The sequence below is a fragment of the Methylobacterium sp. 1A genome, from assembly GCF_058072805.1.
The window spans coordinates 1,886,715-1,902,368 of record NZ_JBYQVE010000001.1 but is presented as its reverse complement, the minus strand read 5'-3'; the positions used below and the strand labels follow the sequence as shown (position 1 = coordinate 1,902,368).

The 15,654-nt window shown below is 65.5% G+C and carries 14 protein-coding genes and 2 pseudogenes; 9 read left to right on the top strand and 7 right to left on the bottom strand.

The window, feature by feature from the left end:
• Nucleotides 1-4: 4 nt before the first annotated feature.
• The gene (istB, locus tag ACX9MN_RS09325; RefSeq protein WP_043766072.1) at nt 5-736 is read left to right on the top strand and encodes an IS21-like element ISMex39 family helper ATPase IstB; all 732 of its coding nucleotides are present in this window, start codon (nt 5-7) and stop codon (nt 734-736) included.
• A gap of 310 nt (nt 737-1,046) precedes the next feature.
• Here istB and ACX9MN_RS09320 read toward each other — a convergent pair whose 3' ends face one another.
• Entirely contained in the window at nt 1,047-1,199 is a 153-nt protein-coding gene (locus ACX9MN_RS09320; protein ID WP_489724279.1) for a hypothetical protein, read from the bottom strand.
• Nucleotides 1,200-1,789: 590 nt separating this feature from the next.
• Between ACX9MN_RS09320 and ACX9MN_RS09315 the strand changes: the two genes are divergently transcribed.
• Nucleotides 1,790-3,370, top strand: a complete 1,581-nt coding sequence (locus ACX9MN_RS09315; protein ID WP_489724278.1) for a GGDEF domain-containing protein — start codon at nt 1,790-1,792, stop codon at nt 3,368-3,370.
• 357 nt (nt 3,371-3,727) lie between these two features.
• Nucleotides 3,728-4,519, top strand: a complete 792-nt coding sequence (locus ACX9MN_RS09310) for an EAL domain-containing protein (RefSeq protein ID WP_489724277.1) — start codon at nt 3,728-3,730, stop codon at nt 4,517-4,519.
• A 34-nt stretch (nt 4,520-4,553) separates the two neighbouring features.
• Here ACX9MN_RS09310 and ACX9MN_RS09305 read toward each other — a convergent pair.
• Nucleotides 4,554-4,742 (bottom strand): annotated as a pseudogene (locus ACX9MN_RS09305) (hypothetical protein); the annotation flags it as partial.
• Between the two features lie 3 nt (nt 4,743-4,745).
• On the opposite strand from ACX9MN_RS09305, the pseudogene ACX9MN_RS09300 reads away from it, so the two are divergent.
• The 4 genes and pseudogenes from ACX9MN_RS09300 to ACX9MN_RS09285 all read left to right on the top strand — a co-directional run.
• Nucleotides 4,746-5,105 (top strand): annotated as a pseudogene (locus tag ACX9MN_RS09300) (DDE-type integrase/transposase/recombinase); the annotation flags it as partial.
• 75 nt (nt 5,106-5,180) lie between these two features.
• Nucleotides 5,181-5,738: an HAD family hydrolase gene (locus ACX9MN_RS09295; protein WP_489724276.1), complete on the top strand. Its 558-nt coding sequence runs from the start codon at nt 5,181-5,183 to the stop codon at nt 5,736-5,738.
• A 46-nt stretch (nt 5,739-5,784) separates the two neighbouring features.
• Nucleotides 5,785-6,852 carry a selenide, water dikinase SelD gene (selD, locus tag ACX9MN_RS09290; RefSeq protein ID WP_066925600.1) on the top strand — a complete coding sequence of 356 codons (1,068 nt, stop codon included), beginning with the start codon at nt 5,785-5,787 and terminating at the stop codon, nt 6,850-6,852.
• Between the two features lie 9 nt (nt 6,853-6,861).
• The gene (locus tag ACX9MN_RS09285) at nt 6,862-7,665 is read left to right on the top strand and encodes a nucleoside phosphorylase (protein ID WP_066925597.1); all 804 of its coding nucleotides are present in this window, start codon (nt 6,862-6,864) and stop codon (nt 7,663-7,665) included.
• On the opposite strand, the gene senA is transcribed toward ACX9MN_RS09285, so the two are convergent.
• A complete protein-coding gene (gene senA / locus ACX9MN_RS09280) occupies nt 7,662-8,966 on the bottom strand; it encodes a selenoneine synthase SenA (protein ID WP_066925594.1) in 1,305 nt (434 codons plus the stop codon). The two genes, ACX9MN_RS09285 and senA, sit on opposite strands and share 4 nt — an antisense overlap.
• 27 nt (nt 8,967-8,993) lie before the next feature.
• Here senA and senB point away from each other — a divergent pair, with 27 nt between their 5' ends.
• Entirely contained in the window at nt 8,994-9,959 is a 966-nt protein-coding gene (gene senB / locus ACX9MN_RS09275) for a selenoneine biosynthesis selenosugar synthase SenB (protein ID WP_012457150.1), read from the top strand.
• A 394-nt stretch (nt 9,960-10,353) separates the two neighbouring features.
• Entirely contained in the window at nt 10,354-11,895 is a 1,542-nt protein-coding gene (locus ACX9MN_RS09270; RefSeq protein WP_012457151.1) for a CYTH and CHAD domain-containing protein, read from the top strand.
• A gap of 139 nt (nt 11,896-12,034) precedes the next feature.
• On the opposite strand, the gene ACX9MN_RS09265 is transcribed toward ACX9MN_RS09270, so the two are convergent.
• From ACX9MN_RS09265 to ACX9MN_RS09250, 4 genes are all read right to left on the bottom strand, one after another.
• Nucleotides 12,035-12,190 carry a hypothetical protein gene (locus ACX9MN_RS09265; protein WP_230366166.1) on the bottom strand — a complete coding sequence of 52 codons (156 nt, stop codon included), beginning with the start codon at nt 12,188-12,190 and terminating at the stop codon, nt 12,035-12,037.
• A gap of 492 nt (nt 12,191-12,682) precedes the next feature.
• Nucleotides 12,683-12,949: a hypothetical protein gene (locus ACX9MN_RS09260; protein ID WP_012457154.1), complete on the bottom strand. Its 267-nt coding sequence runs from the start codon at nt 12,947-12,949 to the stop codon at nt 12,683-12,685.
• 201 nt (nt 12,950-13,150) lie between these two features.
• Nucleotides 13,151-14,350 carry a patatin-like phospholipase family protein gene (locus tag ACX9MN_RS09255; protein WP_082773265.1) on the bottom strand — a complete coding sequence of 400 codons (1,200 nt, stop codon included), beginning with the start codon at nt 14,348-14,350 and terminating at the stop codon, nt 13,151-13,153.
• A gap of 45 nt (nt 14,351-14,395) precedes the next feature.
• Entirely contained in the window at nt 14,396-15,634 is a 1,239-nt protein-coding gene (locus ACX9MN_RS09250; RefSeq protein WP_082773257.1) for an MFS transporter, read from the bottom strand.
• Nucleotides 15,635-15,654 lie beyond the last annotated feature (20 nt).

Below are 15,654 nucleotides of genomic sequence, written 5' to 3'. Positions count from 1 at the left end.
CATGATGGAACGCCAGCAGATCCTCGCCACCATGGGCGATCTGAAGCTCTTCGGCATGAAGGCCGCCTACGACGAGATCATCAAGGTCGCAGTGAAGCGCACCCACGAGCCGCAGCAGATCGTCGGCGACCTGCTCCAGGCAGAGATCTCCGAGAAGCAGGCACGCTCGATCCGCTACCAGATGACCATCGCCAAACTGCCCCTGGCCAAGGACATCGCCGAGTTCGCCTTCGACGGCACTCCGATCAACGAGGTGCTGGTGCGTGATCTCGCCGGCGGCGAGTTCCTGGCGCATCAGCGCAACGTCGTGCTCGTCGGCGGCACCGGGACCGGCAAGACCCACCTCGCCATCGCCCTTGCACGAGCCTGCATCCGGGATGGCATGCGGGGCCGGTTCTACAACGTCGTCGATCTCGTCAATCGGCTCGAAGCCGAGGCACGCGCCGGCCGGCACGGCCGCATCGCCGACCATCTGGCGCGGCTCGACTTCGTGGTGCTCGACGAACTCGGCTACCTGCCGTTCGCGCAGTCGGGCGGCCAACTCCTGTTCCACCTGATCAGCAAGCTCTACGAGACGACCTCGATCGTGGTCACCACCAACCTCGCCTTCGGGGAATGGCCGAGCGTGTTCGCCGGCGATGCCAAGATGACCACCGCGCTCCTCGACCGGCTCACCCACCACTGCGAGATCGTCGAGACCGGCAACGAGAGCTGGCGCTTCAAGAACCGCGCCTGAGGCCAGCACACACGTCGCGCCTGCTGGACCCCTGATCAGCCCGGCTGCGCCACCCCGACCCGCCTTCGCCGGGCTGATCAGGGGCGTCCCGCCATACCCATCCAGGGGGTCAAAGTTCGACGCCGATCCAGGGTCAATGTTCAACGCTGTTTGACAGCCACACTGGCATAATGGGCAGGAAGCACATGACCCGTCACCGGCGCAATCGGCGCCACCACGGTCATCACTCCCGCATGTAATCACGCCGGCACCGGCCTCGCTGTCGTTAAACTGCGGGGCCCCTACGCCGCGCTCTCGGCTTGCTCATCCATCACTGCCTCGACGGCGGCGATGGCGTTCTCCAGTTCAGCCACTGACGCAGCGCGCTGCCAGCCGGCATTCCCTCATGGTCGGCCATCGGGAGAATGAGATCGCGCTGGTGCGCCTTGAGACGTTCGAGGATGGTGGCGAGCTTGTCGGACATGGGCGGGCTGTAGCGGCGAGGGTTCAAGCCGACAACGGCAACGCTTCGGTTCGGCATGAGCAGAGCGTTGCCGTGGCGTCATGTGGCCGGACGGTATGCCGAACGGCGGAGCGTCGACCTTCATGTGCGCGTCGGTAGAGATCCTCACCACTCGTGAACCGGCTACTGCACCCCAGGCGGCTGAGGACGTGGCACACCTATGTCGGTGAGGCCAAGGGACAGAGCCAAATGTGTCAGCGTCGCGAGCGGCAGCGTGCAGTCGCTGCTTTTCTCGATGGCGGCGAGGTCCTCCGGTGCGAGGCCGGCCAGACGCGCCGCGTCGGGGAGAGATAGACGCAGCCGGGCTCTCGCCGGACCAGCATACGTCGCAAGGTTGTGCAGCATGACGTGCCGCTGTTCCTCGATCTGCCCATAGGACTCACCTGATCTCGGCGACTCTTCACGAACCTCGCGTGACCGTCACCAATGTCGCCACGTCCTGCCAACACGCACAGGGACGCCGCAGAGCCTCTCGTCCTCTATCGCACAAATTCCTCTTGTCGCGCTAAGCGATTGGCAACCGGTTCTTGGTTTACTGCGCTGGAAAGAATATGCCGCGCAGGCCCGAGGTGGTGCACGTTGAGACCAGCCCGCCAGGGCACCTTGATCGCTCGTGGCTCGGGTCGTCCTTCGCCCGATGGCTGGCGCTTGCCAACTTCCTCACCGTCACCGGTTTGGTCAGCGTGGCCGCGCTTCTGCTCTGGCAGATGCGCGCGGACGCTGAGCGTCGCAGCCAGCTGACAGCGAACAGCCTCGTCCAGGTGCTCGGCCGCGATATCGCTCGCAACGTCGAGCTCTATGACCTGTCACTGCAGGCCGTCGTCGAAAGCTTCGGCCGAACCGACGTCGCACAAGCCTCGCCCGAGCTGCGCCAACTGATCCTATTTGATCGAGCCGCTTCGGCACCGGGCTTCGCGTTCCTGCTGCTGCTCAACACACACGGCGTCGTCGTCGCCGGCTCGGATCGCTTGGTGCCGAAGGGGCTCAACCGGGCTGAGGCCGAGTATTTCCGCCACTTCCGCGCCCAACCAAATGATGACGGCCTGCACATTAGCCCGCCCGCTATCTCGCGGGTGAGCGGCCAGCATATGATCATGCTCTCCCGCCGCCTGCTGAACTCGGACGGCTCATTCGCGGGCGTCGTCGTCGGCGGTATCAAGATCGACTACCTGCGCCGCCTGTTCGCCTCGGTCGATGCCGAGCATGCTGGAACCGTGACGCTCTACGGACCGGAGGGCATCGTCCTGATGCGCGAGCCCTTCGATCAGAGCGCAATCGGCGTGAGTGTGGCTGATACTCCGAGCTACCGCCGCATGATCGCGGTGCGGGAGGGCAGCTTCGTCGGGCCGGCGATGCTTGGGGATGGCGAGCGGGACTTCACCTTCGCACGCCTAGGCTTGGAGCCCCTCACCCTCAGTATCGCCGTGGAACCGTCTGTGATCTACGCCGAGTGGCAACGGCAGGCACTCAGCCTGGGCATGGTGCTGCTCAGCCTATGCGGTGTCACGGTCGGCCTGACATGGCTTCTTCGCCGCGAGTTGAGCCGTCGTGAGCTGGCCGAGATGAGGCTGGTCGCTGCTAATGCTCATCTCGCGGCGCAGGCAACCACCGACGCGCTGACCGCTCTCGGCAACCGGCGGCGCTTCGACGAGGCGCTAGTACAGGAATGGGACCGTGCCGTGCGAGGTCGGCGGTCGCTGGCGCTGATCCTGATCGATGCGGATTGCTTCAAAGGCTTTAACGACACCTACGGCCATCAACGGGGCGACGAGGCACTTCGGCTGATCGCTGGCTCGATCCGGGCGGCCGCCAACCGCTCCAGTGACACGGCCTGTCGCATCGGCGGCGAGGAATTCGCGGTCATCCTGCCCGAGATCGACTTGGCAGGCGCTGCGGTCGTGGCCGAGCGGATCCGGACGGCGGTGATGAGCTGGGCCATGCCTCACACGGCGGGACCGCACGCGGTGCTCACGGTGAGCTGCGGCGTGGCCACCGTTCCTGAGATCCTGGCGCACAACGCAGCAGCGCTCGTTGCGGAGGCTGATGCGGCCTTGTATGCGGCCAAAGGCGCCGGCCGGAACCAGGTTCGTGCTGCCGAACCGAGCAAGAAGGCCATGCGCCTCGTGAGCTGATCAAGCTGCCCGGGCAGTGATGTAACGCCATGCTTGCTCAGCGCCTCACCTCTAACCCGCGCACTCCCTGTTGCCATCGCGGCTGATTGGGCTGCCCGAGGTGACGCCTGCTCCCGCGCGATCCAGAGCACCGCGCCAGCACGAAACGGTTATTGGAATGGAAGGGATAGGGCCTCCTTCGAGCAGGATGGGATGCCCAAAATGCCACTGAGCAGGTCGCCTTCGCTGAGATCACTCTAGGCAGCGATCAGTCAAACAAACAAATGTTGCTTTTCGTCAATCTAAGCCGGTTTACTTGAAATAAACAACCGCGACATACGCTGTCAGTTCGGGGATTGCGTTCTGAAAGACTGATATATGACGCGCGCCTGCCAAGGTTGCAAAGATGGCAACCCGTTGCCGTTCGAGTTCACGATGGCGTTCCATCCCATCCTAGATCTCTCGCGCAACGCCGTCTGGGGCTACGAGGCTCTGGTCAGGGGCACGGAAGGTCAGGGCGCTGGGCAGATCCTCGGGATGGTCGACGAGCATAATCGCTACAAGTTCGACCAAGCCTGCCGCGTGAGGGCTATTGAACTCGCCGGCTCCCTATTCCCAGACAACCAGACCCGGCTGTCGATCAACTTCATGCCCAACGCCGTCTACGAGCCGGCCGCCTGCATCCGCGCCACACTCGACGCTGCTCGCCGCGTTGGCTTTGCGCACCGGCAGATCATGTTCGAGTTCACCGAGAACGAGCGCATGACGGATGTTGCCCACGTCCAGCGGATCATCGCTGAGTACCGCAAGCAGGGCTTTGTGACCGCTCTCGACGACTTCGGTGCAGGTTACGCAGGGCTCAACCTGCTGGCGAGCTTCCAACCCGACTTCATCAAGCTGGACATGGGGTTGATCCGCGGGGTCGCGACCTCGCCAGCCCGGCAAACCATCGTCGCCGGTGTGATCATGATGGCGCGGCAGCTGGGCGTGGCCGTGATCGCCGAGGGCGTCGAGACGGAAGTTGAGCTGGCGGCTCTTCGTGCAGCTGGGATCCAGCTGTTCCAGGGCTACCTCTTCGCCACGCCCGCAGTGGCCAGCCTGCCGGCCGTCCGCTTACCCACGTCCCCTGTCATACCGGCTGAAACTCCCGCTCGGTCCGATGCTGCGTGAAGACGGCTGAGAACCTACGGCTGGCGCGCTACCTTCAGGCGTAAGGGCCACCAAAGAGGTCGCCCAGTGCCTTCCGCTGGAACAGCGTGCGCCACCGCCTACGTTGGTGCTCGGGCCGGTCGTGGATGAGGTGGCATCGCTGACAGAAGGCCGCGAGGTTGCCGTCCGCGTTGTTCGAGGCGTCGTGATCGCGATGGGCAGCGGCTAGGACGACGCGGGTCCGATCCGCAAGATGCTCCAGGATCAGCCGCTGCTCGCCCCAGATCGCATCGGCACCGATGGTGCTGGCCCGTACCCATCAGCGATCGCCGAGAGCCGTGAGGCGGGCCTGCTGCCCCGCACGCCGGTCCACTACGTCACCAAGCACCTGCAGCAAGGCATCGAGAGCGACCACTTGCGGGTGAAACGGGCGATGCCGCGGGTGGGTGGCTTCCAGTCCTTCCACACCGCGCGGCGCACGATCTGCGGCTTCGAGGCGATGCTGTGGCTGCGCAAAGACTTCAGCTTCTCAGGGGCGTGGACCGTGCGCGAGCAGAACCAGCTGCTGGCCTGCCACTTCGGACTTCCCGTCACGAACAAAGCGTGAAAGCGGGGCGGTAGATGCCCTTCCGCGGCTCACAGTCGGGTTTGCGACACGCCCGTCGCGCCTGCCTATGACAGCGTGGCCACCGCCGCCGACGTCACCCGAATCCTGCTTAAGGACCAAGACCGGCGAGCGGTCCTGCATATCGGCCCGCTTCGCGACCGGTGCCTCTTCGAGGGGCTGGCCATCGCATTCGCTGAACCGGAGACCGCCGAATTCGTCGTGTGCACCGGGTATCCCGAAACGGACCATAACCTGGACCTGGTGCTCGCGGTCGCCTTAAGGCGCGGCCTCCAGATGCTTTGCACCAACCCTGACACCAGCCTCGTGGTCGGCGACAAACGTTTGCGGTTTGCCGGCCTCGTCGCCCGGCGCTACCGCGACATCGGCGGCGTGGTCGTGGAGACCGGCAAGCCGGGAGGCCTCATTTACGGCAATGGCATCGCTCAGGCGGAAGCGATGCTGGATCGCGCCGTCGACCCAAGCCGCGTATTGGGCGTCGGAGACACCTACGCGCTCGACGTCCTGGGAGCACTCGCACACGGGTTCTCAGCCTTGCATATCGGCACTGACACGCCGACGCCCCCTGGCGACCGCGTTGGTCGCCTGTACCGGATGCCCGCCCTGGTCTGGTAGGACCAGCCTTACGACAATCCCGTGTTTCCATCTGTCAGAGGTCGCAATGTCTGAGGATCCCAAGCTCGATATGCCCCCGGTCCGGCTGACGAGCCTCGCCCATGGCGGCGGCTGCGGCTGCAAGCTCGACCCGGAGGTCCTGCGCACCTTGCTGGCCGATCAGCCGGCGGCGGGTCCGTTTGAGCGCCTGCTCGTCGGGAACGAGACGGCGGACGACGCCGCGGTCTGGGCGCTCGACGACGGCACCTGCCTCATCGCCACGACCGACTTCTTCACGCCGATGGTCGACGATCCGCATGACTTCGGACGCATCGCAGCCACGAACGCGATCTCGGATGTCTACGCGATGGGCGGCAAGCCGATTCTGGCGCTCGCCATCCTTGGCATGCCCGTCGGTAAGATCGCCCCTGAGGTCGTAGCCAGGATCCTGAAAGGCGGTGCGAGCACCTGCGCCGAGGCGGGCATCCCGATCGCCGGCGGCCACTCCATCGATACGCCTGAGCCGATCTACGGCCTCGCGGTCATCGGGCTGTGCGACCGTGCCCGGGTCAGGCGCAATGCCGACGCGCGGGCCGGGGACGTCGCGATCCTGACCAAGCCCCTTGGCGTCGGGATCTACTCCGCCGCGATCAAGCGCGAGGCGCTGGACAGCGAGGGCTATGCCGACTTCGTCGCCACCACGACGCGCCTTAACAAGGTCGGGGCGGATCTGGCGTGCGATGCGGAGGTCCACGCCATGACCGACATCACCGGCTTCGGTCTCCTTGGACATGGTCTGGAACTGGCGCGAGGCGCCGGCCTGACCTTCGTCATCGACGGTGGCGCGATCCCGCTTCTGCCACAGGCCGAGGCCTTGGCGCAGGACGGCTTCGTCACGGGTGCCTCGCACCGCAATTGGGCGAGCTTCGGCGGCCAGGTCACCCTTCCCGAAGACCTGCCGGACTGGCGCCGGCATATTCTCACCGATCCCCAGACATCCGGGGGATTGCTCGTGACCTGCACGCCCGCGCGCGCCGAGGCGATCCTCGTCCAAATCCGGGCCGCGGGCTTTGCCCAAGCCGCCGTCGTCGGGCGGTTCGAAACCGGGACCGCCGGCATCCGGGTCGAGGCCTGAGGCGCCCCGATGCAGCCGAGCGATGCGGAACTCGCCCCAATCATGCGCGACAAGGCGCACGAGCGGGCCTCGGAGTTCACGCCCGAAAGCCTCCTTCGTGAGGCCCGGCGGCAGCGCGGGCTCGCCGCGCGATCCGTGCCCGCCCTATGCGTGCTCGACCCGGACGGCGACATGGTCCGCTACCTGCGTGCGACGGACCAGGGGCGGCTCGATCCCGACTGGGCCTGCTATCACAGTGAACTCCACCGGTTCGAACGCGAAGGGCATGATGTCGGCATTGTCGGCTGCGCGGTCGGCGCGCCCTATGCCGTGCTGGTGGCCGAGCAGATGTTCGCCGCGGGCTGCGAACTTTTGATCAGTGTGACGTCATCCGGTCAGATCACGGACTTGCGGGCCCCGCCCTACTTCATCCTGATCGAGGCAGCGCTTCGCGACGAGGGTACGAGCTATCACTACTTGCCGCCGGCCGAATTTGCGCAGGCGTCGGCCGGCCTCGTTGCCACCATCGCCCCCGCCCTGACCGAGATCGGCGAACCGGTGGAGCGAGGTGCGACCTGGACGACCGATGCGCCCTATCGGGAGACCCGGCAGGCCATCGACGCGGCCCGGGCGCGGGGCATTCTCGCCGTCGAGATGGAAGCGGCAGCGCTCTATGCCTTCGCGCAAGCGCGTGACAAGGCAGTCCTATGCTTTGCCCACGTCACCAACCAGATGGGGCAAGCCGGAGACTTCGAGAAGGGCGAGGCCAACGGCGCGACGGCGGCGCTCCGTCTCGTTGCCGCCGTCGCCAAGGCCTGGTTCGCGAGGCGTTAGAGCGCCACTGTCCGGAAGCCCGCGAAAACGTCGCGACGCTCCGGGCCGAAGAAGTTGCGATAGGCGTTGTCGACCATGCGCGAGCGGGTCACCCAGGCGCCGCCGCGTAGCACCTTGCGCGTCCCGAAGGCAGGCTCCGAGTATTCCTTGTAGGCGTCGGGCGCGAAGCCGGGGAAAGGCAGGAACGGGCTCGCCGTCCATTCCCAGACGTTCCCGATCATCTGTCGGCAACCCCAGGCGCTGTCGCCCTCGGGATGGGCCGCGACATCGACGCAGCCAAGGTGACCGCCATCGAGATTGGCAAGCTCGGGCGTCGGAACCTCGACGCCCCAAGGATAGGCGCGCTTGGTCTCGCTCAAGGTGTCGGGGAGCGCCGGCGCACCTGCGGCGGCGGCCTCCCACTCGGCTTCCGTCGGCAAGCGGCGGCCCGCCCAGCGGCAATAGGCATTCGCCTCATGCCAATTGACGTGGATGACCGGCTGATCGGGCGCCAGCGGCTCCTCGCGGTCGAACCTCCGCACGGTCCACTCCCGTGCCCCACGGCGCGTCCAGTAAACTGGGTGTTCGGCGCGGCAGCCTTCGCGCCACTTCGCCCCCTCCGGGTCCCAGTAGGCTGCCTCACGGTAACCGCCATCGGTGACGAACGCCGCGAACTCAGCGTTCGTCACCGGCGCGCGAGCGATGCGAAACGGCGTAACCGGTACGGGATGCGCCCATTTCTCATTGTCGAAGACGAAGCCGTCGCCAGGCTCCGACCCAAGCCGCCAGATGCCTCCGCTGACCGGGACGTCGCCGGGCCAGGGGCCGGAACCCGCGGCCCGTGCTGAGGTGGATACTGCGAAGGTCGGCGCCGGATAGCCGAGGGTTTGGCGCGAATAGGTGAAGGCCTCGTCGTGCATGTCCTCGTGGTAGGTGACGAGCTGGTAGAGTTCGGCCTCCTGCGGCGTGGGCTCGCGGCCAGCGAGGCGCCGGACCAGCGCGTCGTGAACGCTCGCCATGTAGGCGAGGGTGTCGACCAGTGGGGGCAGCGGGATCGACCAGCGCGTCCCATGGGGCACCCGCGCGGAATCGTAAAGCCCGTCGGCCTCCGACATCAGGGGCGGCTGCCCGTCGAGACCGCGAAGGATGAAATGCTCGTGAAACCAGGCGAGATGCCCGATTTCCCACAAAAGGGGATTCACGATGTCGAGCTGCGGCCCCATGAGACGCTCACGGTCGAGGCCTGCCACCAATTCAAGCGTTCGCGCCCGGGCATCCTGCAGCATAGCCACGAGACCGGCGGCGGAAACCTGTGCGTTCATCAATCGTCCCGGAAGCCTGTCGAACCCATGAAGATCAGCCTCATCACGCCGGCCGCGAAGACATCCCGCGCCGGCAACCGGACCACGGCAGTGCGCTGGGCTCGCATCCTCGGCGATCTCGGCCATCAAGTCGATGTGGCGACGACGTATGAGGACGATGCGGACGCCGATCTGATGCTGGCGCTGCACGCCTGGCGCAGCTCCTCGTCCATCGCGCGGTTCAAGGCGCGCCATCCGGAACGGCCGCTCATCGTCGCCCTCACGGGCACGGACATCTACCACTATCTCGCCGCGGATCCCGAGCCGACCCTGCGCTCGCTCGACCTCGCGGACCGGCTGATTGGCCTGCACGATCTGGTCCCCGCCGCACTTCCTGAACGCCATCGCCAAAAGGTCGACGTGGTGTTCCAATCCGCCTTGCCTCGTCGACGGCGCTGGGCGGCCTCCGAGGAGGCTTTCGAAGTCCTGGTGATCGGGCATCTACGCACCGAGAAAGACCCGTTCTGCGCCGCCCGTGCGGCCCGGAGGCTTCCGGTGCGGTCCCACATCCGCATCGTCCATCTCGGTGGTGCCCATGAGGAAGTCTGGGCGACCCGGGCACGGGCCGAGATGGCTGACAATTCGCGATACCTATGGCTCGGGGATCGTCCCCAATCCTTGGTGCGGCGCTGGCTGACCCGTGGCCGGGTCATGGTTCTGAGTTCGCGTCAGGAGGGCGGCGCCAACGTGGTATCGGAGGCTATCGCAGCCGGACTGCCGGTCATCGCCTCCGGCATTCCCGGTACCATCGGTCTGCTTGGTCCCGCATATCCGGGCTACTTCCCGATCGGTGACGACGCCGCCCTCGCCGGCATGCTTCTGCGAGCCGAAGAGGATCCACAATTTCTCCGAGCTTTGAGCAATGGAGGTGCAGCGCGCGCATATCTGTTTTCACCGGCGCAGGAGCGCGAATCTCTACGACGCGTCGTCGTGTCGATAAGCATAGAAGTTTGACCCCAGTAGAACTCGCTCTAAGAACTTGAAACTTCGGGAACATGAAAAGTCGAGGCAGGGTCACGATCGACGTCGATCGTGACCCTGCCTAGCTATCCGAAATTCTTAAGCCCGCAATGGCTTAGCCCTGCTCTAGGGTAGGGTCAATTTTTGGAAGCAGTTTCAGACCCGCAGGAAATTTAGACCGATAAGGCGCCATTCTGGACCCGTGTCGGTCAGCCTCAGGGACCCCGGGCAATCGAGTGCCTCCACCACGCAGTCGATGCTGGGTCGACATCACCATCGAAATGCAAGATCCGTCGCCAGCTCCCGAGCACCTCATTCCCAAGGGGATTTTCGCCTTTCGATGGCGCTCCCTCTTTAAGGGTCGCGTTCAGAGCGATACAACGATTCGATGACAGCACCGAAAGAAATCGAACTTAAGTTGGTCTGCGACGCGTCCGACCTGACCATTCTGCGGGAGCACCCGCGTCTTCGGGGCGCCGTCGGCGAGGAGCGGGATCAGCTGAACTCCGTCTACTTCGATACGCACGACGGGCGGCTGCGCGAGGCCGGATACGTCCTGCGGGTGCGGGGCACGAAGGATGGATACGTGCAGACCGCGAAGGGCGCCGGCGACGGATTGCTCGAACGGTCGGAGTGGGAGCGGCCGGTCGAGGGACCGGAACCCGACCGCGACGCCCTGGAAGGTACGCCCCTGGCCAAGTTGCTGGGAAAGAACACGAAGCTCGCGCCTATGTTCACGGTTGCCGTCGAGCGCCTCGCCTATCATGTCGAACAGGGTGCCTCGCGCATCGAGGTCGCGTTGGATCAAGGCCGCATCACTCAGACCGCCGGGAAGCGCGCTTCCGACGCCGTGACCATCAGCGAGATCGAACTCGAACTGAAGGAGGGTTCGCCGGCCGACCTCTTCGACCTCGCCCACGAGATGTGTTCCCAGGTCTCTGTGAGGCTCGGGGTCCGGACCAAGCCGGAGCGCGGGTTCGCCCTGATCGACGGTGAACCGAACGGCATGCGCAAGGCGGAGCCGGTCCTGCTTTTGGAAGAGATGACGGCGGCCGACGCCTTCCGAAGCATCGCCCACGCCTGCTTGCGGCACATGCGTCTCAACGAGGATGTCATCCTCGAACGTCGCGATGTCGGCGCCCTTCACCAGACGCGTGTCGCGATCCGCCGCCTGCGGTCGGCGTTCTCGCTCTTCGGCGACATGATCGCGGACGGCCGGAGCGAGGCCATGCGGGCCGCCCTCAAGCGGCTCTCGGCGCCGCTGGGCCGGGCACGCAACCTCGATGTCTTCCTAACCAGGACCTTACCCGCCGAGCGTGCGCGCCATCCGGACGAGGGTGGGCTGCTCAACCTGGAGAAGCACCTCGAAGCCCAGCGCACCGAGGCCTATGAGGCCGTCCGGAAGACCCTGGCCTCGGAGGAATGGCGCAGGTTCATCCTCGAACTGGTGGCCTGGATCAACGCCGGATCATGGCTCACGTCCGGCGACGACAGGGATGCCCGACGCCGTGATCAGCCGGCGATTGCGTTCGCGGCCGGCGTGCTGGAGAAACGCAGGCGTCAGGTCAAGAAGCGTGGTCGAGACCTTGAGAGCCTTAACGCCGAGGAACGCCATAACGTCCGCATCGCGGCGAAGAAGCTGCGTTATGGCGCCGAGTTCTTCGCGGGCCTTTACATTGATAAGAAAGCCAGCAAGCGCCACATGGCGTTCGTTGCGGCACTCGAAGACCTGCAAGACAGCCTGGGCGATCTTAACGATATCACCACCGGTCACGAGTTGCTTAACGAGTTGACCGAGGCCGGTTCGGGCTCGGCGTTGTTCGCGGCGGGGATGACGGCCGCGGATATCGAGGCAAGGGCAACGAAGCTCGTGGCTTCGGCAGCGAAGGCGCATGAGGCATTGATCGACGTGCGGCCATTCTGGCGTTGATGCAGTGCCCAGCCAAAGACGGTGCCGGCGAGGACGTGCGTCAATGCGGGCGGCGGATGCCTGAGGTGGCTTACTGCTCGGCATGGGACGAGGGCAGTTACGAACCGTTCGCCCGTGTATGCATCCAGATTGGCGCTTGTCATGTGTGGGGACGGCGGCCGGCGAGGGGCGTCCCCACACGAGCCTCGATCCAGCTCGGGGACAGGATGTCGCCGGCCTCTGTGATGATCCAGGTCCGGACGTCCTCCGCCGCCATGGCCTTGCCGGCCGCATCGAGCGCCTCGCGAAGGGTCACATAGTCCTTGCTCCGCGCAATCCTAGCGGGAGTCGTACGAGGCCAGACCGTTAACGCGGCCGCCTGATCGAGGTCATGGATTTGCATGGCATCACGATCCTGGCAGAAGTGCTATGGACTACAATGCTCACGTGACCGGTGTTTGACGCCAACGAAGAGCAATATGATCTTGCAGGACGCGGACGCGCCTAAGTGATCCGTCCTTATTAAGCAGTAGTCCACCATGCCCCCGCGCCCATGGGCGCTCCTAAAGCCGTGCGTTAGGTTGAACGAGGCCAGGCGGAAGTGCGTCCACAGTGCGTGCCCCGTGAACCGCGCACCGACCAGGGTGACCATGTCGTCGAGCACAGGTGGATGCCTAGCGCTTCAGAGCCTGATCCTGGCCACGCACCCGATCTGGATCAGAACAACGGAACGGGCGCCCCGAGAACGTTCGAAGGCGTTTTCATGAGGCACCCGAACCATCAGGGATGAGTGAGCCCTAAATCCGGCCTATTGGACCATGTCGTCCTGGGCCATCTCGGGCATGCCCTGCATGCCGGTGATCGGCGAGATGGCCATCATCTTCCCGTTCTTCAGCTTCACGACGTTGAACTTTCGCCCCGTCTTGCTGTCGGTCGCGACGCCGACCATCATCTGCTGGGGCGCGAACTGCGAGACGGTAAAGTCATGCCCCCACGCTGAAAAGGTTTGCTGGGCCAAAGCATATCCAGATGTTGTGACAATGAGCGCGCCGGCGAGCGTCAGTGTTTTCATCATGACATAACTCCAAAGTTATTATTGGATTTAGACTTTCGAGGAATGTACCAGCGCCGTGAAATGCCGATTGCGCATCAAGACGATGCCCTCCGGCTTCGAACTTCGAGGACGTGCGGTCCAACCCGACGCGGCTGATCCCGCGCAAACCTGCTGGAGCGGGCCAAATCGTATGCACTTCCGATAGGAAACCGCTCCGGGATCTCAGAGCGACCCGACGGACGGATCGGACGCGTTCTCGTGGAGGACAAGCCCTTCCACCTCGTCGACCGCCCGCTCCCAGGGCGCGTCGGCGAGTGCCTTACGGGTGTTCTCGTAACCAGCCTGCCGCCGCGCCGCGATGCCGTCGCGGCTGAAGTCGACGTCGCCCGTATGGTCCTGGCCCTCCACCGGCTGTGCGAGGAGCCGCACCACATGCATGCGCGTCAGGCATCCGAAGCTCTCAAGCTCCCGCACCTCCGGCGTTTGTCGCTCCTCCTCCGGCAGGCGCCTGGCGAGCTCCGCGACGACGTGGCGGAGCCGGTGCAACTGCTTCTGCCGAGTGATGTGGGTATGGGCGCGGCTCGCGTATTGCAGGTCCTTTTGGCGGCCCATCACCTCCCAGATACTGGTTGGCTCCGCTCCCTCCGGATTCCAGATATGGATCGCGAACACCAGGGAGTTCCGGCGCGGGTTGTCGTCGAACACCGCCTCGACAGGCGTGTTCGAGAGGATACCTCCGTCCCAGTAAAGCTGGCCGTCGATGCGGACCGCCGGGAAGGCTGGAGGCAGCGCTCCGGAGGCCATGACATGGCGTAGGTCAAGACGCATGTCCCGGCTGTCGAAGTAACGCATCTGCCCGGTGCCCACGTTCGCCGCCCCCACCGTGAGGCGGCAGCCGCCGTGGTTCAGCGTCGGTTGGTCGACGAGATCCCGCAGCGTCGCCTCAAGCGGGCGGGTCGAGTAGTAGCCCGCCTGCTCGGCACCAAGCGGCACATGCGGCCCGGCAAAGGCAAACGGGTTGGGAGTGAAGAACGGTTCGATCCCTTGCGTGATCGTCAGCCAGTTGGCGGCGTAGGTGCCGAACACCGGCAGCGCCGACAAAGTCCGATGCAGCGGACCATGCTCGACCCGGCTCCAGAACGCATCGAGACGTTCGAGGCGGCGCTCCAGGGGATTTCCCGCGATCAGGCTGGCGTTGATGGCACCGATGGAGGTGCCGATGACCCAATCGGGCTCGATCCCGGCCTCGTGCAGGGCCTGGTAGACGCCGACCTGGTAGGCGCCGAGAGCCCCGCCTCCCTGTAACACCAGCACGATCTGCCCGAATCGCCTGCGCAGGCCATGGGCGAGCGACTCGGGTTCGGGTGCCGTTGGCGCGGAAGACGAGTTCGTGGGAGGTTGAGGTGGGACCGTATCGAGCATGGCATCCTCCATCGCGGTCCGGGCTCGATCCGCCGGGCTTCGGATTTATGTCACACCTCGGGCCGAACTCGGCTCGCGCAGGCCCAATGTCAGGGCCGCCGCCAGGGCGAGCGAGGCCGCCACGCCGAGGACGCAGGCGCCCCAGCCCCAGCGCTCGAACACCTGTCCAAGGACGGCCGTGCCAGCGAGGCCGCCGAGATAGTAGAAAAAGAGGTACAACCCGCTCGCCGACGTCCGCTCTCCCGTTGCGGACCGGCCGACGACGCTCGTGGCGATGGCTTGCGCCAGGAAGGTGCCGACCCCGACGAGGACGAGACCGGCCAGGACGAGCGGGAGGGCCATGGACGTCAGCAGCGGCAGGCCGAGCCCGGCAATCAGCAGGCCCACGGCCAAGCCGCGTCGGAGCCCGAGCCGAGCGCTCACGCGTCCGGCCAGCGGCGTGATCACCAACGAGGGCAGAAAGACGAAGTAGACGAAGCCCAGCATCATCGGTCCGACCAGGAAGGGCGAGCCGATCAGGACGAAATTCACGAAGGTGAACGTTCCCAGGAAGGCGAACAGGATGCAGAAGCCGATGCCGAAGGCGGCCAGTAGCGTCGGGTTGGCGAAGTGTTCAGCCCAGACGGCGAACGGCGAGGTTTGCCCGTGCCGGCCCATGTCTGCGCTCGGTTTGGGCGGGGGGGCTCTCAGCACGAGCACGGCGAGGCCGGCGCCGGCGAGGTTCAGCAGCGCGAAGGCGATGAAGTTCGAGACCAGCCCGAGGTGGTCGACGAGGGCGGCGGCGACGAGCCGGCCGACAAGGTTGCTGGCAACGTTCCCGGTCACGTATGCCGCGAAGGCACCGGCCGCGGCCGACGCGGAGCAAGCCTCGCCCAGGTAGGCGAGGGTCAGCGTGAAGGCCGCCGCCATGCAGATGCCCTGCAGCACCCGGAGCGCGGCAAAGGTCATGAGGTCCGGCAGGGTACCGAGCAGCGCTGTCGGGATGGCGAGAAGCAACAGGCTGACGACCACGCCGCGGCGTCTGTCGATACGCCGACCGAGCAGGGCTACTCCGAGACCGCCGAGGGCCATGCCGAGCGTGGTCGCGTTGACGGCGAAGCTGATCGTGGCGGCGCTCACCCCGTAGGCCTGGGCGAGGGACGGCAGGATGGCCTGGGTTGCGAACAGGTCCACCACGGTCAGGAATGCCATCAGGCCGATGACCAGGTTGCGGACGAGGTCACCCGCGTAGCTGCCCTCGCGCAGCGTAGGCCCGTTCAGGCCGACCGTACCGGGATGGGTCATGGCCCGCCTCCTTGCCTTCT